This window comes from Denitromonas halophila, from assembly GCF_007625155.1.
GTDB lineage: Bacteria > Pseudomonadota > Gammaproteobacteria > Burkholderiales > Rhodocyclaceae > Nitrogeniibacter > Nitrogeniibacter halophilus.
On sequence record NZ_VMNK01000005.1, the window covers coordinates 88,900 to 110,180 of the forward strand.

Sequence of the window (21,281 nt, forward strand, 5' to 3'; positions counted from 1 at the left end):
CGATTGACTCCTTAGCCGATCATTTCAGTGTTGGCGGCACCCGGCGGCACCATCGGATAAACAAACTCTTCCCGGTCGATCGAGCAGTGGATCAGGCACGGGCCCGGACGCTGCAGCGCCTCGGCCAGCGTGGCCGCGGGGTTCTCGGCGGTATCCAGATCCACCGCGTCAAGGCCGAAGCCCTCGGCGATCTTCAGGAAGTTCACCGCGCGCTTGTACTTCGACGCCACCGGCCGCTTGCCGTAGAACATGCTCTGCTGCTGATACACCAGCCCGAGCGAGTTGTTGTTCATCAACACGATCTTGACGTTCAGCGCTTCCTCGGCGAGTGTCGCCATCTCCTGAATGTTCATCTTCAGACTGCCGTCACCGGTAAAGCACACCACCGTGCGCTCAGGCGCAGCCAGCGCAGCACCGATCGCGGTCGGTAGGCCGAAGCCCATGGTGCCCAGGCCACCGGAAGTGAGCCACTGTCGAGGCCGGCGGAAGGGGTAGGCCTGCGCCACCCACATCTGATGCTGGCCCACGTCGGTGGCAATCACTGCCTCGTCATCGAGCGCGTCGGCCACGGCCTGCACCAGCCCGTAGTGCGAGCGCGGGTTGTCTAGGTCGGGCTTTGCCAGCGGAAAACGTTGCTTCAGATCGGCCACTTGCGCCAGCCACGGCTCGCGCAGCTTGACCTGCACCAGCGGCAGCAGCGCCTCGATCACCTGCGTGACGTCACCGGTAATTCCGACGTGCGCGGTCTTGATCTTGTGCAGCTCGGCCGGGTCGATGTCCACATGGATGATCTTCGCCCGCGGGCAGAACTCAGCCGCCTTGCCGATGGCCCGGTCATCGAATCGCGCGCCGACGCAGATCAGCAAGTCGGCTTCTTCGAGCACATAGTTGGTGTAGCGTGCGCCGTGCATGCCGAGCATGCCGATGGACAAGGGGTGGTCGATCGGCATGGTGCCCAGCGCCATCAGCGTCATAGTCGTCGGCAAGCCGCCCTGCTCGGCCAGCGTCACGGCCAGATGCGAAGCGCCGGAGTGAATCACGCCACCGCCCAGGTAAAGCACCGGACGCTCGGACGCGTTGATCATTTCGGCGGCCTTTTCGATCGCCAGCAGATCCACCTCGGGCAGCGCATTCGGCACGGCCACCGGCGGGTAGTCTTCGAAACTCACCATCTGGCACTGCACATCCTTGGGCACGTCGACCAGCACCGGACCGGGACGACCGGACATGGCGATGCGAAAGGCTTCGGGGATGACTTCAAGCAGATCGTTGGCGTCGCGCACCAGGAAGTTGTGCTTGGTCAGCGGGATGGTCATCCCGTAGGTGTCCACTTCCTGGAAAGCGTCGGTGCCGATCATGCCCAGCGGCACCTGCCCGGTAATGGCCACCATCGGGATCGAGTCGAGCTTGGCGTCGGCAATGGCGGTGACCAGGTTGGTCGCGCCGGGGCCGGACGAAGCAAGGCACACCTCGGGCTTGCCCGACACACGGGCCATGCCCTGCGCCATGAAACCACCGCCTTGCTCGTGGCGCGCCAGCACATGGTGAATGGTGTCGCACTGGCCAAGGGCATCGTAAAACGGCAGGATCGCGCCGCCGGGGATGCCGCACACGGTCTCAATGCCTTGTCGCTCAAGGAGGCGCAAGATCAATTCGGCGCCAGTCATCTGCATCATGTTTCTCTCCAGGTTTCAATCCGGGTAAAAACCGGCGGGAGAAAAACAAAACCCCCGCCAGCTTCGCGCCGGCGGGGGTTTCAGAATCTATGTGTCTGGGTGACCCGTTACGACGCGACCTTGCCTACGCTGACTACGCGTACTACGACAACTACGTCGAGGGCTAGGGCGAAACGGTTCATCGGGTCAACAGATCTTGGGTTCAAGTAACGAAGCGATAAAACCACGATCGAAATAAAAAGGCAAGCCCTGTGTCGTCATGAGGCTTTTCCATCCTCATCGCGCAAGGCCCGACGGAGAATCTTGCCTACGTTGGTCTTGGGCAATTCCTCGCGGAATTCAACCAGATGCGGCACCTTGTAACCGGTCAGGTTTTCACGGCAATAAGCGGTCAAGGCCTCCTTGGTGAGATTCGGGTCCTTGCGCACCACAAACACCTTCACGGCCTCGCCCGATCGATCATCCGGCACGCCAACCGCAGCAACCTCGATGACACCCGGGTGGCTGGCCACGATGTCTTCGACTTCGTTCGGATAGACGTTGAAGCCCGACACCAGAATCATGTCTTTCTTGCGATCGACGATACGCACGAATCCATCGGGATCGATGGTTGCCACATCGCCCGTCCGCAAAAAGCCGTCGGCGGTCATGACCTTGGTGGTTTCGTCCGGGCGCTTCCAGTAGCCCGCCATGACCTGCGGCCCCTTCACGCACAGCTCGCCGGGCTGCCCCACCGCCAGTTCGACGCCGTCGTCGTCGCGAATGCTGACCTCAGTGGAACTGACCGGCAAACCAATCGCGTGGTTGAACTCAACCAGGTCCAGCGGGTTGATACACACCGCCGGCGATGTTTCGGTCAGGCCATACGCCTCGATCAACGGGCGACCGGTGACTTTCTTCCAACGCTCAGCCACCGCCTGCTGCACCGCCATGCCGCCACCGAGCGTGATGCGCAGCGACGAAAAATCGAGTTTCTCGAACTCTGGGTTGTTCAGCAGTGCATTGAACAAGGTGTTGACGCCAGTGATGACCGAAAAACGTACCGAGCCCAACTCCTTGATGAAGCCGGGAATATCGCGTGGATTGGTGATCAGGACGTTGGTCGCGCCCAGCTTGAAAAAGGTCAGGCAGTTCGCGGTGAGCGAGAAGATGTGATAGAGCGGCAGCGCGGTGATGATCACCTCGGGCTTGTCGCCCAGGAAGGGCTTGATCCATGCGTGTGCCTGCTGCAGGTTGCCGATGATGTTGCGGTGGGTCAGCATCGCGCCCTTGGCCACACCGGTTGTGCCGCCGGTGTATTGCAGGTAGGCGATGTCGTCGTGGCCAACCTGCACTGGCTTGAGCGTATGCCGCGCACCGACGGCAAGGATGTCGTTGAAGCGTTTGTGACCGGGCAGATCCCAGGCCGGCACCATCTTCTTGATGTACTTGACCACGAAATTGACAATACCGCCCTTGAGGCCACCGAGTCGGTCACCCAGCCGAGTGACCACCACGTGCTTGATCTCGGTGTGCGCAAGCACGTCCTGAAGCGTGTGGGCAAAGTTGTCAAGAATGACGATCGCCACCGCGCCGGAATCCTTGAGCTGATGCTCAAGCTCACGCGCGGTGTACAACGGATTGCAGTTGACCACCGTGTAGCCAGCGCGCAAGGCGCCGTACATGGCGATCGGGTACTGCATGACGTTGGGCATCATCAGGGCGACACGCGCGCCCTTGGGCAGCTTCAATTCACCCTGAAGATAGGCGGCGAACTGCTCGCTGAGCTGCGCCAGTTCATCGAAGCGCATCGACTTGCCCATGTTGACATAGGCTGTGCGCTCACCGAACTGCCGGCAGCTTTGAAGAAACATGTCACCGATTGAATCGAACTCGGACAGATCGATTTCAGCGGGAATGCCAGGGGGGTAGCTTTTGAGCCAGACTTTATCCATGGTGTCTCCTTGTTTTGCGTCGGAATTTGATCCGGAAATAACCGAACCCCGCCCTCCCAAGGCAAGTGCGCCGTCAATCGACGACGCGCATTTCCAACGACTCTTTACCGGCTCGCCGCCCCCCCTGAGGCGTCGAGCTGGTCACACTCGACTCAGGCCTCGTTGGATTCTTCGGGCCAGTTGCGAATGTAATTTTTCAGCATGCGATTCTCGAAACTCTGTTCTTCCAGCACGGCTTTGGCCACGTCATGGAAGGAGATCACGCCCAACAGGGTGTCATCGTCCATGACCGGCAGATAGCGCTGGTGATGGTCAACCATGTGGCGGCGCAACTCGTCCATTTCCATGTTGGCACCCGCGGTCAGCGGATCGCGGACCATGACGTCGGCAATCGACAGATCCTGCCAGCTGCCGCCCGCGACATGCACATGCTTGAGCACTTCACGGAAAGTGAGCATACCGGCCATCTTGCCGTGATCGAACACCACCAGCGAGCCGACGTCCTGCTCGGTCATGATGGCAACGGCTTCGGAAAGACTACGGTTCGGAGCGATCGTGTAGAGCACCTTGCCCTTGATCGCCAGGATTTCACTCACCTGCATGATTTACCCCTTGCCTGACGGATTGCACTCTTTAGGTGCGCTTGTTTGTTCGGGATGGTAGTCGATTGCGTGGCACGGGGGAAGCGGGAACCCCCTATCCATCACGTTGCCAGCTCAACGCGCTCACGACTGCCGTCGGAGAACACGAGCATCGCCCTGGCCGCGCACGCCGGGAACATCGCCGATACCGCGCGGCAGTAATCCTGCATTTGCTGTCGATACTTCGCCATCAGCTGCGGCTCCGGGTGCCCGCTCTTGTAGTCAATGACCCAAGCATCACCGCCGCGCAGCACCAGCCGGTCGATCCGGCCGAGACGCCCCGCGTCGTCGATGATCTCTACTTCGTTATAGGCCTGATCGAACTGCGCGGGGTCGAAAAAGCACTGCAGATCCGGCGCCTTGAGAATCGCCTCGGCGGCGCTGCGCACGGCCTCATCGACCGCCTCCGGCAAGTTCGCACCAGGGGTGGTGGCCGCCTCAATCAGCGCATGCATCGCCGTGCCAAAATCCATCGCCTGACTGGCCTCAGGCACGGGAACCCGCTCACCCACCGGTGTCACCGCCGGCGCGATCGGGATCTCAACGGCGCCCACCGGCGTCTCCACCACCGGCGCCTGAATGCGCGCAACGCTGCCGTAAACCTCACCAGCGTCCAGATCGTCGAGCGCCCGACGCAAGCGACCGTAGTAGGTCTGCGACGCGTCGCCCCGTGCTTCGCTGCCGCTGGCGACAAAAATCTGCTCGGCGCGGGTGATCGCGACATACAGCAGATTCAGGGTTTCACGCTCGCGGGCCGCCGCTTCGGATTCAAATATTGCCGCCCTCGCCCGCCCGGCCAACGCCGTGGTGGCGTGCAACGAGAAGTGCGTCGGCCGCGGTGCCCCGGCCGGCCAGTCGATCAGCGGCTGATAACTGTCGGGCCGCACATGTGTATTGTTGGCATCGATCAGCCACACCACTGGCGCTTCAAGCCCCTTGGCACCGTGGATGGTCATGATGCGCACCCGCCCCTGCGAGGCACCATCGATCAGCGCGCCCTCATCGGGCGCCTCGTCATCGCCGGCGCGACCGAGGCGCTGCAGTTCATCCACAAAGCGCGGCAGGCTCGGGTAACGCCCGCCATCCACACTCAGTGCAAGCGCCAGAAAGGCCTCGAGGTTGGCGGCCACGCCCGCCCACATCGGCGGCGGTACGCGGCGGCGATAGGCGGCCATCACGTCGGCCTGATGGTAGATCCGGTCAAGCAGATCATGCACCGGCAAGTGCGCCGCCAAAGCCATCCAGTCCGACAGCAGCTCGACCACCGGCGCCAGCACGGCCGCGTGCGGCCCTGCGCTGGCCGCCACGGCACGCAGCCGCGCCCACCAATCGCCGTCCGGCTCGGCCGCCAGCGCCAGCAAGGCCGCGTCGCTGACATCGAACCAGGGGGCGCGCAGACAATGCGCCAGCGCCAGATCGTCCGACGGCGTGGTCAGGAAGCGCAGCAGTGCGGTCAGATCAGCCGCCTCCAGCGTGGACAGCAACTGGCCACGGCTGACGCTCAGATACGGCACGCCCGACTCGCGCAGTGCCCGCTCGTACTCGGGCAGAATGCCGCGCGTGCGGGTCAGGATCAGTACATCGCCCCACTGCATGGGGCGCGCGCCAGCGCTGCCGTCGATGGCGCGATCGCCCACCCAGTCAAACAAGGTCGACACCATCACCTGCGCTTCCTGGCGACGGGCAAGGTTCTCGCGCACGCGCCGAGCCACCCTCAGCGGGTCGCGCAGGCTGCCGTCATCAATCTCATCGGCCAGCCCGGGAGCGCTCACCAGCGCGGGCAGGCACACCATCCCTTCGCGCCCGGTGCGCCGCGCCGCCTGCTCGGCAAAGCCCACAAACGCGGGCTCTTTGACGAACAATGCATTGACCACCTCCACCACCGCCGGCGCATTTCGCCAGGTGTGGTTGTTGGGCAGACGGACCGCGTCGAAGCCGGCCGCCAGCCACTCGGCCGCGTGGTTGAAAATGCGGTAATCGGCACGGCGAAAACGGTAGATGGACTGCTTCGGGTCGCCGACCAGAAAAATCGACGGCCGATACGTATCCGCCTCATAGGCTGCCAGCCAGGCCAGCAAAATGCGCCACTGCACCGGGTTGGTGTCCTGGAACTCGTCGAGCAGCAGGTGCCGGTAGCGCGCGTCGAGTCGCGCTTGCAGATACGGCGCGCGGTCCACATCGTCGAGCAGACGATCGACCTCGATCTCCAGATCGGCGTAGTCCATCACCCTGCGCTGTCGCTTGAAGGCTTCAAACTCGGTCAGCAGCGCGGTGCCGGCGGTCAGCGCCGCGACGTTGAACGCCAGCACGCGCAACTCCAACCGGGCGGCAACACAATCAAGCACGACCGTGGCGAGCGATTCATGCAGACCCAGCAGATCCATCTCGCCCGCCTCGCCCAGCCGCCCCGCCTGTGCCTTGGACGCCTTGCGGGCGCGCACCGTCCCTTTCTCGGTCAGAAAAACCGGCACCAGCGCCTCGAAGCGCGCCGCGTCGTCCACGATTGCGAGCGCATCGATCAAGGCGTTGGCCACTTTCTGATCAGACGCCGTGTTCTTGCCAAGGTGCGCGGCATAGCGCTGGAGCCGCGCCACCAGATCCGGCGCGGCAAAGAACATCGCCAGCGCCTCGGCGTCGGACGACACGTCTGCCGCGGCGTGCATGTCGGCCAACACGGATTCAAGCGGCGCGCCGTTGGCAAACACTTGCCATTCGCCCCGCCGCGACACAAAGGCGTCGAGCAGGCTTCGGGTGTTGTTGCTGCCGAACAGCATGTAGAGCTGACCAAGCGACATGGCCGCCGGGCCGTCCGGGGCCTCGGCGCAGCGCCGCGCGAACAGGGCCCAGGCCTCGTCCATCAGCGGGCCTTCGGCCTCGGCCAGGGTAAAGCCCGCCAAGCCGGCGTTGAAACTGGCACCCGACAGGATGCGACCGAACCAGCCGTGAAAAGTGGTAATGGTGATTGCCGGGCTGGCCTGCTCGACCGTTTCGATCAGCCCGCGCGCCCGCGGCAACACGGCGAGTGCCTCGGCAGCATCGAGCCCCCGCGCTTCGAGGAAGGCGCAGGCCGCCGCATCATCCAGCCGCGCCAGTTCGCGCAGCCACAAGCGCAGCCGCGCCTCGATCTCGCGCGCCGCCTTGCGGGTGTAGGTAATGGCGAGGATGTCGCCCGGGCGCGCGCCGGTGAGCAGAATGCGCAAGATGCGCGACACCAGCAGCCAGGTCTTGCCGCTGCCGGCACAGGCTTCGACAACCACGCTGCGCGCCGGGTCGAGCGCCTGACGAACGAAGGGCTCAGTCATCGTGATAGTCCTTGCGGCACAGGCCACGCACGCTGCAGTAGTCGCAAACGCTGCCGACGCCATTGGCCGTCATCGCCGCGCCCTCGCCCATGCGTTCAAACAGATCGGTGAGCCGCGCCACATGGGCTGCCGCGGCCGCGGCCGGGTCGTCAAGCGCCCAGGTGTCAACGCGATCGCCATCAAGCGCCACATAGCCAGCCTGTGCGACGGCTTCGTCCATCAAGGCGGCGTAAATTGCCAACTGCCCGTCCTCCGGGTCTTTCACCGCCCGACGTAGCGAGGCGGTGTCGCGGGCCTTGTAGTCGAGCACCGCCAGCGCGCCATCTGCCCCGCGGTCGATCCGGTCAAGCCGCCCCTTGAGCGTCAATGTGTCGCCATCGGCCAATAGGAGCGCGCGGCGCAGACTGCGTTCGGATTCGGCGTAGCGCCAACCCGATTGCTCGCGGCTGCGCTGCCAGGCGAGGTAGTCACCCATGCGTTTTCGCCAGCGCAGCAGCCAGGCGGTTTCAAGGAAGTTGGCCTTCACCCGCTCGCCGAACACGGCCTGGGTCTCGGCCTCCAGTGCGGCGAGCAAAGTGTCGTCGTCCACGTCGGAAATCACCGGGAAGCGCGTGTGAAAGCGCTCGAGCACCGAGTGCACAAACTGGCCGTAGTCGCGCTTCTCCATGGCTTCGCTGACCTCGCCCGCCTCGTCCAGCCCGAGCACGTTGCGCGCGAAATACTGATACGGGCAGCTCACCAGCGAGGCATAACCGTAGGCGGTGATGGACGCCGGGCGTTGCGCGCGCGGCACGACGGGCCCCGGCACCGCTTGGCCCTGGTGTGTCGCGTGGACCGGCGGCATGGGCGGCGCGGGTTGAATCAGCGGCCGGCCAAAACGCATCGCGTGCGCCAGATCGAGAATCTCCAGCTCGGCGGCCAGCGGCCCCGGGTCGCCATCGCGCAACTGCTGCCACGAAAACACCACCCGCCCACAGCCGGCGATCAACATCGTCAGGTCGTCGCGCAGGCGTTGCAGGCCGTCGGCACGGCCGGGCAGGCCGAGGTCCTGACGGACGCCGTCGTGCACAAAAATGGCGCGGCGATCTTCTGCCGCCAGTTGAACGGCGTCGGCGCCGACCACTATCGCCACATCGAAATGCCGCAGGCGGCAAGCCGGCAAGTGGGTCATCACCACCGGGCTGCGGATGCTGCGATCGCGGAACAAGGCCGCGTCCAGCTCGCTATCGAGCCAGTCGCGCCACTCTTCGAAACTCAGCTCACAGCCTTCGTCGTGCAAGGCCTCGACATGGTCGACGAAACTCTCCAGCAGGGTCTGACCGGCGGCGTCCGCCAATAAAGCATCGGTAGCGTCGAGCGCTGTCAGCAAGGCGCGCAGGCGCTTCAGCCACACTTGCGGCGCCGCCGGTTGCATGGAAAAGCCGCGGCAGGCGTCGCTCAAAATGGAGATCAGCGCGAGCGCGTCAGGCTGCGCACTGAGTTTGGCGGCAATCGGCGCCAGGCCGGTGACCACGTGTTCGTCGAGGATCACCCGTTCGATCGCCAGCACGGCGCGCTGCCGTTGTTCGGCGGGCATGGCCGAGAACACGAAAGGCGATTTGCACAGATCGAGCACATCGCGCCAATACGCCGAGCGAGCCAGCACTTCGAGCGCGACATCGACCAGCGCGGCGGCGCGCGTGGTGGAGAGTTTCCAGCCGGATTCATCCTCAACCAGAATGCCGTCGCGTTCGAGCAGCGCACGCGCACGTCGTGCCGCCATGCGGTCTACCGCCACCAGCGCAATCGATTCGGCGCCCTCTGCCAATGCCTTGCGCACATGATGCGCAACGGTGTGCGCCTCATGCTCCAGCGCATCGACGCCAATGATCTGCACCCGCGCATCCAGCGCACCTTCCTCTGTCACCGCAGCCACCCGTGTCTGCAAGGGCAACGTCCCGGTCGACGGCCAGGCGGCGTCGAGCATGCTTAGCAGCGGCGTGGCCGCCACGCTGCGATCCGCCTGACACAGCACGACCGCGGCCCGTTCGGCATGGCTTTGGAGCCAGGCATGGAGGGGGGCCGACAAGGCCCCCTCGGCGATCACCAGCAAGGGCGTGGGTGAGGTGGCCGTCCATTGCGCCGCACCGAGCAAACGCGCCGCCCGGCGCGATGGGGCACCCTGGGTTTCGGCATACCAGAGCTGGTGCACTACGGCCGCTTCAAAGCGCAGCACCTCGGTATTGCGGGCACCGTAGGCCGCAGCAAGCTGCGCCGCCAGCGCATCCTCACTGGCGGCCAGACCGGCGCCCTGTTCCGTCAGCTCATCAAAGAGCGCGATGAATTCTTCGCACAGCGCCCACAAATTGCCCTGCTCAAACCAGCCGCGCGCGCGCAGTTGCTGATACAGCGCGAACTGACGGCGGGTGTCCGACAGCGGCGAAAACGCGGCCGCCCAAGGCGCCAGATGCACTTGCAGGGTTTCGACCGGCGACAACAGCAGGCTGCGGCCCGCTGCGCGACGCAGCGCCTGCTTGAAGGCCGGCGCCATCATCAGATTGGGAACGACCACCCGCCAGCCAGTCAGATCCGGCCCCGGCACACGGTCAATCAGGGATCGGGCGCAACGGTCAATGAAATCCGGCCCCGGCGCAAAACGATAATGAGTGAGCCCGGAACCGGTCATGGTGCGAGTTCAGCGCTCAAGCAGGTGACGCTTTTCCTTTACCTTCGCCCACTCCTCGGCGTCGGACAACGCGTCCTTGCGCTCGATGATCGGCTTCCACTGCTTGGACAGTTCGGCATTGATGGCGATGAATTCCTGCTGATCGTCCGGCACATCGTCTTCCGCGTAGATCGCCTCTACGGGGCACTCGGCGACACACAAGGTGCAGTCAATGCATTCGTCCGGATCGATCACCAGAAAGTTGGGGCCTTCGCAAAAACAATCGACCGGGCACACGTCCACGCAGTCGGTGTATTTGCATTTGACACAGGCTTCGGTCACTACATAAGTCATGATTCGAATCTCTCCATTGTTGCAATTGCGCCACAGCGGCTGACCGGGGGCAGATATCCCTCAGCGCGAACTATAGCGCGGCACGTACCCCCTACGTCACGAAACGCGACGGACAATGCGGGCAGTTTGCTTGACGTTCGCCGTGGCTTGGCATAACTTTCTTCTCACAACCGCACTCGATACGCCATCTGCGCGTGTCGTTTCGTCTGAATCGGCCTGAACGGCCCTGTCTGATCAAACCAGTCATCACTCCCTGATGCGAGGAACCATGAGCGAGCATATCCATTACGTCACCGACGGCACCTTCGATGCCGAGGTCCTGCAATCCGCGACCCCCGTCCTGCTGGACTACTGGGCCGAATGGTGCGGCCCTTGCAAGATGATTGCGCCGATTCTTGACGAGGTGGCCAAGGAATACGAAGGCAAACTGAAAGTCGCCAAACTCAACATCGACGAGAACCAGGACACCCCCGCCAAGTTCGGCATCCGGGGCATCCCGACGCTGATGCTGTTCAAGGGCGGCAACGTTGAAGCCACCAAGGTCGGCGCCCTGTCCAAGTCGCAATTGACGGCCTTCATTGACAGCAACCTCTGATCGGGCTAGATTCCGCTCACTTCCCGCGACGCCCTGAATTCGGGCGCCCAGCCCCTCCCCCGGCGTCGCGGTTGCACATTCCCTTCTGCGGTCCTCCGTTATCACGGCTTCCGGCCCGTCGTTTTTCTCCTTCCCCATCCAGTAGATCACCATGCAACTTTCGGAGCTCAAGAACCTCCACGTCAGCCAATTGCTTGAGATGGCTCAAGAGAATGGCATTGACGGCGCCAATCGCCTGCGCAAGCAGGAACTCGTATTCGCGCTACTGAAAAACCGCGCCAAGAAAGGCGAGCCGATTTTCGGCGACGGCGTGCTCGAAGTGCTGCCCGACGGCTTCGGCTTCCTGCGCTCACCCGAGGCTTCCTACCTGGCCGGGACGGACGATATCTACGTGTCGCCCTCGCAGGTACGTCGCTTCAACCTGCACACCGGCGACACCATCGAGGGTGAGATTCGCACTCCAAAGGATGGCGAGCGCTACTTTGCGATGGTGAAAGTCGACAAGATCAACGGCGAGCTGCCCGAGGCATGCAAGCACAAGATCCTGTTCGAGAACCTCACGCCGCTGCACCCGACGGCCTGCCTGGAACTCGAACGCGACATGAAGGGGGGCGAAAACGTCACCTCTCGCATCATCGACATGATCGCGCCCATCGGCAAAGGTCAGCGCGGTCTGCTGGTCGCCCCGCCAAAAACCGGTAAAACGGTGATGTTGCAGCACATCGCCCACGCCATCACCGCCAACCATCCCGACGTCGTCGTCATCGTGTTGCTCATCGACGAGCGCCCCGAAGAAGTGACCGAGATGCAGCGTTCGGTGAAAGGCGAAGTGGTCGCCTCCACCTTCGACGAACCGGCCTCGCGTCACGTACAAGTGGCCGAGATGGTCATCGAAAAGGCCAAACGCCTGGTCGAGCACAAGAAAGATGTGGTCATCCTGCTCGACTCGCTGACCCGCCTCGCCCGCGCCTACAACACCGTGGTGCCCGCCTCCGGCAAGGTGCTCACCGGGGGTGTGGACGCCAACGCGCTGCAAAAGCCCAAGCGCTTCTTCGGCGCCGCACGCAACATCGAAGAAGGCGGTTCGCTGACCATCATCGCCACCGCGCTGATCGACACCGGCAGCCGTATGGACGATGTGATCTACGAAGAATTCAAGGGCACCGGCAACATGGAACTGCACCTCGACCGCCGCATGGCCGAGAAGCGGGTCTATCCGGCCATCAACGTCAACCGCTCCGGCACGCGCCGCGAAGAGTTGCTGATGAAAGCCGACGTACTACAAAAAATCTGGGTGCTGCGCAAACTGCTCTACGGCATGGACGACATCGACGCGATGGAATTCCTGCTCGACAAAGTGCGCCAGACCAAGAGCAACGGCGAGTTCTTCGACGCCATGCGTCGCTGATCTTTCGCTGCCATCGCCGCGCAAAACGCCACCTTCGGGTGGCGTTTTTATTGGCCAGCCCGCCGATCACGCGCCCTCGCTGACCTGCGCCAACACGTCCAGAAATCCCGCCAGCAAGGGGCTGACCGGCCCCTCAGCCACGGCCACCGACAGCGAAAACACCGCCGCCGGATCCCGAATCGGCACATAGCGCGCGCGCGGAATATGCACACATTCGAGCTGCGCCGGCAGCAAGGCGATGCCCAGCCCCGCCGCAGCCAGCCCGATCTGGGTGGTGGCCTCACGCGCGGTCTGAACAATGCGCGGCGCGAACCCCGCGTTACGACACAGCTGCTGAAGCACCCCCGGCAGGCCGGTGCCGACATCCGGCGGGAAAACGATGAAGCCCTCATCGCGTAAATCGGCCATGTTCACCGCATCACCAGTCACGGCGGGGTGCCCGGCGTGCATGACCAGACGCAGCGGATCGCGCCCGATCTCTCTCAACACCACGCCATCGCTCGCCATGCTTGCCGTGTGGCGCACAAAGCCCACATCCAGCCCACCCTGACCGATTGCCACAAATTGCTCGCGGGTGAACATCTCGCGCAGTTGCAGATCCACTGCCGGAAAGCGCGCACGATAGCTGCGCAGCACATCGCCCAACACCGCGCTGTACGGCATTGACGCAGTGAAGCCGACCCGCAAGCAGCCAGCCTCGCCGCGCGCCACCCGACGCACCTCCTCGGCCGCGCTATCGGCGTCATCCAGCAGACGCCGTGCGCGCTCAAGCAGGCGTTGGCCTGCATCGGTCAAGCTGACTTTGCGCTTGCTGCGAATGAACAAAGCCGCGCCCAACTCATCTTCCAGCGCGCGGATCTGCATCGACAGCGGAGGCTGTGCCATATGCAGGCGCGCTGCTGCACGGGTGAAGTTCAGCTCTTCGGACACGGCCACGAAGTAGCGCAGGCGACGCAGATCCATTCATATCTCCAGCGTATCAATTACGCCTTAAATATATATTGGACGTCGATTTTCTGCCGACTTAGGATGGCGCCTCCTCTCACGCGCGAGTAACACCGCCTTCATGTCACTTCGCAATCACACCGACACCCCAGGCAATGATGAGTTTCTTCATGCCGGCACCCGCCCCTATCGCCTGGCGAATCTGGCCATGTTTCTGGGCGGCTTTGCATGTTTTGCAATGCTCTATGGCACTCAGCCGCTACTGCCCTTGCTGTCGCAAGTTTTCAATACCTCGGCGACCGAGGTCAGCCTGTCGGTGTCGGTCAGCACCGGGGCGCTGGCCCTCGCGCTGATCCCGGCCAGTCTCCTCTCGGACCGCTTTGGCCGCGGCACCATGATGACGTTCTCGCTGGTTCTGGCCGCCGTGCTGTCGCTGCTCTGCCCCTGGGTCAGCACCTTCAATGAGCTGCTCGTGCTGCGCGCGCTGCTGGGTGTCGCACTGGCGGGCCTGCCCGCCGCCGCCATGGCCTACCTGGGTGAAGAAGTGGCGCCGAACGCTCAGGGCCGCGCGATGGGGCTCTACATCGCCGGCAACGCCTTTGGCGGGATGAGTGGCCGCTTTCTGACCGCCTGGGTCACAGACCACTTCGACTGGCAGACCGGCTTGCTGGTGCTCGGCGTCCTCGGCGCCATCGCCGCGCTGGCCTTCTGGTTTGGCCTGCCCGCCTCCCGCCATTTCCAGCGCCGCTCCATTTCTCCCGCCAAAGTGCTGGCGGACGCCAAGAACCTGATGCACGACGCCGGCCTGCCCTGGCTGTTTCTGAGCGCCTTTTTGTTGATGGGCTGCTTCGTCGGGCTTTACAACTTCGTCACCTTCCGCCTCGTCGCACCGCCCTTCGAACTCGGCCAGACCGCCATTGGCGGCATCTTTTTGCTTTACCTGGTTGGCACCTGGAGTTCGGCCTGGGTCGGACAACTGGTGGACCGCATCGGCCGCCGCCAGGTGTTGTGGATGATGGCGTCCCTGATGCTACTCGGTGTGCTCGTCACGCTGCCCACAAACCTGGCCACCGTCATCATCGGCATCGCGATCTTCACTTTCGGTTTTTTTGGCGCCCACACCACCACCAGCGGCTGGGTCAGCCGGCGCGCCGGGCCCAGCCGAGCACTCGCCGCGGCGGTCTATCTTTCCAGCTACTACCTCGGCAGCAGCCTGCTTGGCACCGCGGTGGGTTTTGCCTGGGACGCCGGTCTGTGGATCGGCGTCGTCATCAGCCTGAGCCTGCTGTTGATCGCAATGCTCGCCATCGCGTTCCACCTGTCGCAGCTTCCGAGATCCGCTGCGGCATAGGGCACGGCGACCCATCCGCCGACCGCAATTATTGCGCGACAGCAACACCCGTCGCCACACAAGCTCGCCCCGCCGGCCATACCCGATCAGGGCGACGCGGCACCGGTGGTGTACGCGTCGCACCACACCGCAATGCACCAGACCGATGCCGCCGAAGAAATCGCCGAAATCAGTCACGGCCCAAACGCGCTGCCGGTGGCCAAGGCATCACACGGCCTCCATGAAGATCGCGGCAAGCCCCCCCCTGCCCGTCGACTAAGCCTACGCCCAGCGCATGGGTCGCAAGGAATCCGAAGCGGCCAAACAAGCATTGCCGATCGAACTGCTCAAGGGTTTGAAGACCGCGACGCGGCCGGCAAGGGCGGCACGATCAAGCGCTTCATGGAGCATCTGAACCCGCGCGGCGCGCGCTTTGTGGCACTGGAAAAGCCGATCGAAATCGAGCGCCCCCGTGGTACTTCCAGCGCCACATCGAACGCCAGCCCACCGCCGGCGAAATGGTGTTCTTCGATCGCTCCTGGTACAGCCGGACCGACGTTGAGCACGTGACGGGTTTTTGCACGACGGAGGAATATCTGGAATTCATGCGGCAGACGCCGCAGATGGAATGCATGCTGGTGTGTGGATGCAATAGCCGAAGGGCAATGCACCGAATGCTGGTCTCCCACAAAGCCCCTGCACGCGACCACGAGACAAACTGGCGTCGTCAGGGGCTGTCTCCAGAATGCACTGCGTCGCGCTGGGCCGGTGGCGCATCGCACTGAGCGCATCAGCGCCAAGGCCCACAATTACATGGGCGATATCCCTACCTATACTGTAATAAACAGTCGACCCATTCTGCGCCAACCGCTGCCTCGGCGCCGCTTGCACATGCTTGGCCCGTCTCATTTCGGAGGTAAAGAAGATGCGTCATTTGGTCGCAGCACGAACCATCGCGTCGTCCATCGCCGTCGCCTTCACCCTGGTCAGCACAACAGGCTGTGAAACGACCAACAAGCGTGATACGGGCACCATCATCGGCAGTGTTCTGGGCGGCATCCTCGGCAATCAAGTCGACGACGGCGGCGCCGGCGGCACGATCATCGGCGCCTTGGTCGGCGCTGCAGTCGGCCGCATGATCGGTCAATACATGGATGAGGCCGACAAAAAACGCTTCGCCGAGACCATTAACGAAGCACCCACTGGGCAAACCGTGCGTTGGCACAACGATGACAGCAATCGCGACTTTGCGGTCACACCAACGTCCGACGTCTACGCCAAAGGCGAACAGCAGTGCCGGCGTTTTGACCAGGTCGTTTTTGTCGACGGCAAACGCGAGGTGATGGAGGGTGTGGCCTGCAAGTCTCCGGGTAGCGATGCGCTCGCCGTCGACGGTCAGCAGGTATAAGGAGGCCCGTCATGATGAGGCGACAATGGCAGCGCGGCCTTTGCGTCTTTCTTGGCTTCGTGCTGTGCGCGATCTCGCCGACATCGGCTTGGGCGCAGTCGCCGAACCCATACTCGCCACCCAATACACCTCCAGGCACTTCAGCACCGACACGCGTACCCTACCCTACCCCGCCGAGCAATTATGATAACGGCGACAAAGGCGGCGACGGCGGCAGCAACTGGGGCATCCCCGCGCTCATTGTCGGCGCGGTGGCGCTGTTTGCCATGAACCGTCACCTCAAGGCCGAGACGACCGAACAACGCAATGACGACGAAGGCATGCAGCAACTGCTGCAGACCGGACCGCAAGTCCCCACCCAATTCAATACCAGCGCCTTCGGCATCCGCGCGCTGGTGCGCAGCGACTGGCCGATCGTGGTCGATTATGCGCAGCATAAACCGGGGCGTGTGCTGCTCCGCATCAGCGTGCCCGGTGCCGAAATCGTCACCTATCGGCTCGACCAGTTCGGCCTCGGGCGTCATCTGCTGCGCTTCGACCTGCCCCCTTTCCTGGGCGATAGCGTCAGACCTGCCGTGTTCGCCATCACCGCCGCCGACGCACAAACCGGCACCGAAACCATCGACGGATTCACCGTATACGGCATTGGCTGCGGCCCACGCGCCGTCGGCTCCATCGCCGTCGACCAGCTCGAATTCAACCCCGGCGAAGTGCGCGTACAAAACGGCGACACCGCCAGCTTCGCCTTCCGCTCACGCTCCGATTTTGACAACTCCGCAATCGAATACATGCGCATCACGCAAAGCCCGGACGGCGCACGCAAACGCTATGTCAATGGCCAGCGGATCGGCAGCGTACAGCGCAACAGTCGTGTGGAGAGCTCCCCGGCGCAACGCTGGAACGGTCAGGACGAACAAGCCCGCGTCTCACGGGGCCGCCACCAGTTGCAGGTGCGCGTCTGGGACGACGGCGGTGACTGGATCGGCGCGTGGTCTGATTCGCTGGTTCAGGTGCGATAAGCACGCAGGCTGAAAAACGCATCGACTCCGGCACCGACTATTTCGCGCAAACCGCACGATCAGGCACCGCGTCCACCAGTGCGCACCACGCCTCACGCGTCATCACCGACATTGCGCCCTGCGCGTCCATCTGCGTTGCACTCATTGCGGCCAACCACTGTTGCGCCGCCACGCCTGCGGTGTCGGGTACGGGCCAACGCCATTGACGCGCGCGATTGCCGTCGGAAGTCAGCAAGCCGCCATCGACGCGGGTGGATTCTGGATAGAGCACGTCGGAACGCAGTCGCGCGCTGAGCGGCTGGCCGGCGATAGCGTCCCATAGTTGTACGCTGGTATTGCCCCACAGCACGATGCGGCCATCGGCCAACAGCGCGCCGCTGCTGACACCTTCGTTAAGGGTGAGCGGTGGCGAGAGCAGACCGTCGGCGCCAAGACGACGCGCTAGCGGTCCGGCAGCCACCAGCGTGGCGTCATCGCGCTGATCGAGCAATTCATAGCCGTGCAGACCAAGCGCGTCGAGGCGCGCCTTGAGGGCGGTATCCGGCACTGTCGTCTTGGCCTGAGCCTTGCTCGATGCGCTGCTCGAAACTGAGACCGGCGCGGTCAACTCGGCGGCCGGGTGACGCCGCCACACCCGCAGGTCGGCGTCGTTGGACCAGGTCACGATGCCCTCGCCGTCGTCGAAAAACGCGGCGCCGGCAATGCGTTCGCGGTGTCGCAGCGGAAGGCTGAGCGGCGTCATCGTGTTGGTGTCCCACAGGCGCGCGCCGGCCGTGGCACTCCAGGCGAGCACGCGTGTGCCATCCGGGGCGATCGCGGTCGACACCGTCGCCTCGTTCTTGTCGTGACGGCCTCGCGCCGCGGCAGCGCCTTCGGCAAGGTCCCACAGGTTGATGTTGCCACCGCCTCCGCTGGTAATGATGTGCGCCCCCTGTGGCGTGACCAGCACGTGCGAGATGCTGTCGTCGCTGTCGCGTGCGAGCGGCTGATCGAAACGTGGCTGGCCGGTCGCGGCGTTCCATAGACGCAAACGCCCGCGCGCCGCGTTCCACGAAACAATGACTTCACCACCCGGCACGATACGGGCACCGTCAACCGTTTCCGGCGACGCCCACGGCGGCACTTGCGCCCCGTCCGGCGAGAAATCGTGGCGCATCAATGTGGCGTCGCACCAGCTCAGCACACTGCCCGCGTCGGCAGCGATGTCCACGCCGCGCACGGCGCAAGCCATTTGCCAGGTCGATGACACCTCGGCCTCGCCGATGCGCCATTGCCAGAACTGGCCGTCCTTGCTCCACGCCAACACGCCTTCGCGACCAAGGAAACGCGCGCCGGCAATCGACGCCGTAAGCGCGAGGCGGTGCACCACGTCGCCTTCCGGCAGCGACCATATCCGCACACCGCCCTCATGCCAGCCGAGCAGGCGCCGCCCATCGTCGTCGAGCGCAATACCGGCGATAGCGTCCGATGCCAACGCGCGCGCCGCTTGCCCGGGGCTCCACAACCACACGCCACCGGCCGCGTCACGCGAGACAACATGGCGTTGCGCTGCGATATGCGCCTCCTGCACGGGCGTGGCGTGTGCGGCTTGCACCAGCGCGGCGCCGCTATGCAAATCATGCAGCGTGGCGTTTCCTGCGGACCACGACACCAGCAGCGCATCGTCGGCGCGCACGCGCACGCCCTCAGGTGCGGCAGGAAGCGCGATCATACGGTTCAGCGCCACGCCTCCGCTGAGCACGCCCACGCCAATGAGCGCACTTTCGCGGGCCTGGGTGAGCGGGCTGAGATCCGCGACGCGCGCGAAATAATGGGCGGCCTTGAGCGCGTCGCCGGTGGCGTCACGCGCCGACACGGCGCCGCTCCAGTAGCTGTTGATCAACTGAGTATGGGTCTCCAGACGCTGTTGCCACAGTTTGACGCCCAGCCAGCTCGCCGCCACAAAGCCGATCGCGATGCCCGCCTCGAGCGCGCGCCAGCGTCGGCGCGCTCGGCGCGCCGCCTGGGTGCTGGCGGCAATGAAGGCGCGCAGCGTGTCGTCGACTTCACTCTCGCGCTCGTTCAGCCAGCGGTGTGCTTCGGCCAGCGGACCGCCACGCAAGAGCAGCCCCTGATCTTTCGGCGCCGCCTGCCAGGCGTCGGCCTCGGGACGCAGATGCTGGCGCCACAGCAGGAACGCGCGGTCTTCGTCGAGCCAGCGCTTGAGCCGGTCCCAGGCACGGAACAGCGCCTCGTGCGCAACTTCCAGGGTGCGCGCGCCCTCGCTGCCCGCGCCTGGATCCTCCTGCCCCGACACCAGCAGGCGTGCCTTGACGAAGGCTTCCATGAGCGGATGAATCTCGGCGGGGATTTCCTGCCAGCGCATCGAGCGCCGGGTGTACTGCCCCTCCGGGTCGACCCGCACCATGTGCCGGAAGGCGCGGCGCAACTCGGAAATCTGCGGTCGCGTGGGTTTGAGCGCGGCGAGCACGGCGTCGGCCTCCTGCCGGATCGCGCCTTCGAGCCCGCCGATGCGCTCGGTGTATTCGTCGAGCGTGATCTTGCCGTCGGCGCCAAAGTCGCGCCACAGGCGGTTGAGCGTGAACGCGAGCAAGGGCAGCGCGTCGGCCGTGCCGGTGTCCTGCACCATGGTTTCGACCAGCCCGGGCTCGAGCTCGATGCCGGCAACCTGCGCCGGTTTGCAGATGATCTCGGCAAAGTGGCGTGGCGTCATCGGGCCGAGTGACATTTCACGAAACGGCATCTGCCCCCAAGCGGCGTGCGATTGCAGGGCGGACAGGTAATCCGCGCGCAGCGTGGCCAGGCAATACAGATCCCCGCCCTCGCCGACCAGCGCGGTGCGCAACAGATCGACAAAGCGCGCCGCCGCCGCGGCGTCGCTGATGGTGACGAGCTCTTCGAGTTGGTCAACGACGAGCAGCACCGCGCGCCGCTCGGCGCCCGAAGTCGATGCGGCCGCCACCTCCGCCGCCGCAACGGCGAGCGCCCGCTCGCTGGCATCGCCGATCAACCGCGCGCGCGGGGCATCGGGCAAGGCGCGCGCCAGTTCGTCGACCGGTTGCTGGCGCGGTCGCATCGGCGCCAGCACATGCCAGTCGGGCATGCGCGACAGTTTCGGGATTACCCCGGCGCGCACCAGCGAGGATTTTCCGCTGCCCGACGTACCGACCAGCACCAGTAGCCGGTCGCCGCCATACCGGCGCATCTGCGCCAACGTATCGAGACAGCACCGCTGGTCGTCATCGCGGCCGAAATACACCGCCGCATCGGCCACCTGAAACGGCGTCAGGCCAGGATACGGTGGACGATGCACGTCCCAGTCAAAGCTGTCGGTCGGGTCCAGGCCGGCGCTGCGCATACCGCGCCACAGACGTGCGTAGCCCGCCTCCGCGTCGGGGCGCAGATCGGTGCTCTGGGTATCGAGCAGCACGGAGCGCAACTCGCATGCGTCGATGATCAGCGGAAAAAGTTGTTTGCCGAGCGCGCGGGCATGAGTGATTTCGGCAAAGCACCAGTCGGAGGCCATCGAGTGTGCGCTGCACAGCACCACCACGCCGCTGCATGCGCGCAACTGCGCGTAGATTTCGCGCTCCCAGTGGCGACCGGCGGGAATACCGTCAGCCGGGTCGAAGTCGAGGAATAGCGACTGGTAGCCTTGCGCACGCAGCCGCTTGGCCAGATCGTCGGCCGCGGTGTTGTCACGACTGCTGTGGCTGATGAAGATCCCTGACACAGGCGCTCCCGCACGGGTGTTCTCGCTCAGGGGCCAGCATGCACTGCCCGGCACGCATTGAAAAGCCCGCCGCGACGCGAGCAGCCGCTCAAGGAATGACCCGGAGGCGGCGCTGGCTTGTCGCACAGCAATGTTTCGGCTGCTCCAACAAAGGCATTGAAGTCGCGCGCTACGGCCGTCAGTCCATCCGCCGCTCGGCCGGCTTCGCGCCGGCGTGGAAGACCGCGCCGGACACGACGACCTGGCTCAGGTTCCGGCACCTGCTCGAGCAGCACGCACTCACCCGCACGAT

13 protein-coding genes and 2 pseudogenes are annotated in these 21,281 nt (G+C 64.3%); 7 read left to right on the forward strand and 8 right to left on the reverse strand.

Translation table 11 applies throughout. The features are described 5' to 3' along the window. Positions 1-11: 11 nt before the first annotated feature. The 6 genes from ilvB to fdxA all read right to left on the reverse strand — a co-directional run bounded on the left by ilvB (position 12) and on the right by fdxA (position 10,551). Entirely contained in the window at positions 12-1,676 is a 1,665-nt protein-coding gene (gene ilvB / locus FHP91_RS06575; protein ID WP_144308829.1) for an acetolactate synthase large subunit, read from the reverse strand. A gap of 257 nt (positions 1,677-1,933) precedes the next feature. Then, entirely contained in the window at positions 1,934-3,610 is a 1,677-nt protein-coding gene (locus FHP91_RS06580; RefSeq protein WP_144308830.1) for a long-chain-fatty-acid--CoA ligase, read from the reverse strand. 152 nt (positions 3,611-3,762) lie between these two features. Continuing rightward, on the reverse strand, positions 3,763-4,212 hold the full coding sequence (locus FHP91_RS06585; RefSeq protein ID WP_144308831.1) for a CBS domain-containing protein: 450 nt from the start codon (positions 4,210-4,212) through the stop codon (positions 3,763-3,765). Between the two features lie 101 nt (positions 4,213-4,313). After that, positions 4,314-7,553: a UvrD-helicase domain-containing protein gene (locus FHP91_RS06590; protein WP_186301466.1), complete on the reverse strand. Its 3,240-nt coding sequence runs from the start codon at positions 7,551-7,553 to the stop codon at positions 4,314-4,316. Then, positions 7,546-10,218, reverse strand: coding sequence for a PD-(D/E)XK nuclease family protein (locus FHP91_RS06595; RefSeq protein ID WP_144308833.1), 2,673 nt, complete (start codon positions 10,216-10,218; stop codon positions 7,546-7,548). The genes FHP91_RS06590 and FHP91_RS06595 overlap by 8 nt, the downstream gene beginning before the upstream one ends. A gap of 9 nt (positions 10,219-10,227) precedes the next feature. Continuing rightward, the gene (fdxA, locus tag FHP91_RS06600) at positions 10,228-10,551 is read right to left on the reverse strand and encodes a ferredoxin FdxA (protein WP_144308834.1); all 324 of its coding nucleotides are present in this window, start codon (positions 10,549-10,551) and stop codon (positions 10,228-10,230) included. A gap of 268 nt (positions 10,552-10,819) precedes the next feature. Here fdxA and trxA point away from each other — a divergent pair, with 268 nt between their 5' ends. Together trxA and rho are read left to right on the forward strand one after the other, a co-directional pair. Then, the gene (trxA, locus tag FHP91_RS06605; protein WP_144172880.1) at positions 10,820-11,146 is read left to right on the forward strand and encodes a thioredoxin TrxA; all 327 of its coding nucleotides are present in this window, start codon (positions 10,820-10,822) and stop codon (positions 11,144-11,146) included. Positions 11,147-11,297: 151 nt separating this feature from the next. Beyond that, positions 11,298-12,554: a transcription termination factor Rho gene (gene rho, locus FHP91_RS06610; protein ID WP_144308835.1), complete on the forward strand. Its 1,257-nt coding sequence runs from the start codon at positions 11,298-11,300 to the stop codon at positions 12,552-12,554. Between the two features lie 66 nt (positions 12,555-12,620). Here the strand turns inward: rho and FHP91_RS06615 are convergent, their stop codons facing one another. Further along, on the reverse strand, positions 12,621-13,517 hold the full coding sequence (locus FHP91_RS06615) for a LysR substrate-binding domain-containing protein (protein ID WP_144308836.1): 897 nt from the start codon (positions 13,515-13,517) through the stop codon (positions 12,621-12,623). Between the two features lie 103 nt (positions 13,518-13,620). On the opposite strand from FHP91_RS06615, the gene FHP91_RS06620 reads away from it, so the two are divergent. The 4 genes and pseudogenes from FHP91_RS06620 to FHP91_RS06635 all read left to right on the forward strand — a co-directional run bounded on the left by FHP91_RS06620 (position 13,621) and on the right by FHP91_RS06635 (position 17,256). Beyond that, positions 13,621-14,850, forward strand: coding sequence for an MFS transporter (locus FHP91_RS06620; RefSeq protein ID WP_246116239.1), 1,230 nt, complete (start codon positions 13,621-13,623; stop codon positions 14,848-14,850). Positions 14,851-15,183: 333 nt separating this feature from the next. Continuing rightward, positions 15,184-15,470 (forward strand): annotated as a pseudogene (locus FHP91_RS21430) (polyphosphate kinase 2); the annotation flags it as partial. Positions 15,471-15,754: 284 nt separating this feature from the next. Next, the gene (locus tag FHP91_RS06630) at positions 15,755-16,237 is read left to right on the forward strand and encodes a glycine zipper domain-containing protein (protein ID WP_144308837.1); all 483 of its coding nucleotides are present in this window, start codon (positions 15,755-15,757) and stop codon (positions 16,235-16,237) included. A gap of 11 nt (positions 16,238-16,248) precedes the next feature. Continuing rightward, positions 16,249-17,256, forward strand: coding sequence for a hypothetical protein (locus FHP91_RS06635; protein WP_144308838.1), 1,008 nt, complete (start codon positions 16,249-16,251; stop codon positions 17,254-17,256). A 37-nt stretch (positions 17,257-17,293) separates the two neighbouring features. On the opposite strand, the gene FHP91_RS06640 is transcribed toward FHP91_RS06635, so the two are convergent. After that, complete coding sequence (locus FHP91_RS06640) at positions 17,294-20,989, reverse strand: nSTAND1 domain-containing NTPase (protein ID WP_186301467.1); 3,696 nt, start codon at positions 20,987-20,989, stop codon at positions 17,294-17,296. Between the two features lie 95 nt (positions 20,990-21,084). On the opposite strand from FHP91_RS06640, the pseudogene FHP91_RS21705 reads away from it, so the two are divergent. After that, positions 21,085-21,273, forward strand: a pseudogene (locus tag FHP91_RS21705) (transposase); the annotation flags it as partial. Positions 21,274-21,281 lie beyond the last annotated feature (8 nt).

What these genes read in the sequence shown, in the direction of transcription:
- rho (WP_144308835.1), top strand. Translation starts at nt 11,298, where the DNA reads ATGCAACTTTCGGAGCTCAAGAACCTCCACGTCAGCCAATTGCTTGAG.
- FHP91_RS06635 (WP_144308838.1), top strand. Translation starts at nt 16,249, where the DNA reads ATGATGAGGCGACAATGGCAGCGCGGCCTTTGCGTCTTTCTTGGCTTC.
- trxA (WP_144172880.1), top strand. Translation starts at nt 10,820, where the DNA reads ATGAGCGAGCATATCCATTACGTCACCGACGGCACCTTCGATGCCGAG.
- fdxA (WP_144308834.1), bottom strand. Translation starts at nt 10,551, where the DNA reads ATGACTTATGTAGTGACCGAAGCCTGTGTCAAATGCAAATACACCGAC.
- FHP91_RS06585 (WP_144308831.1), bottom strand. Translation starts at nt 4,212, where the DNA reads ATGCAGGTGAGTGAAATCCTGGCGATCAAGGGCAAGGTGCTCTACACG.
- FHP91_RS06590 (WP_186301466.1), bottom strand. Translation starts at nt 7,553, where the DNA reads ATGACTGAGCCCTTCGTTCGTCAGGCGCTCGACCCGGCGCGCAGCGTG.
- FHP91_RS06580 (WP_144308830.1), bottom strand. Translation starts at nt 3,610, where the DNA reads ATGGATAAAGTCTGGCTCAAAAGCTACCCCCCTGGCATTCCCGCTGAA.
- FHP91_RS06620 (WP_246116239.1), top strand. Translation starts at nt 13,621, where the DNA reads ATGTCACTTCGCAATCACACCGACACCCCAGGCAATGATGAGTTTCTT.
- FHP91_RS06595 (WP_144308833.1), bottom strand. Translation starts at nt 10,218, where the DNA reads ATGACCGGTTCCGGGCTCACTCATTATCGTTTTGCGCCGGGGCCGGAT.
- FHP91_RS06615 (WP_144308836.1), bottom strand. Translation starts at nt 13,517, where the DNA reads ATGGATCTGCGTCGCCTGCGCTACTTCGTGGCCGTGTCCGAAGAGCTG.
- ilvB (WP_144308829.1), bottom strand. Translation starts at nt 1,676, where the DNA reads ATGATGCAGATGACTGGCGCCGAATTGATCTTGCGCCTCCTTGAGCGA.
- FHP91_RS06630 (WP_144308837.1), top strand. Translation starts at nt 15,755, where the DNA reads ATGCGTCATTTGGTCGCAGCACGAACCATCGCGTCGTCCATCGCCGTC.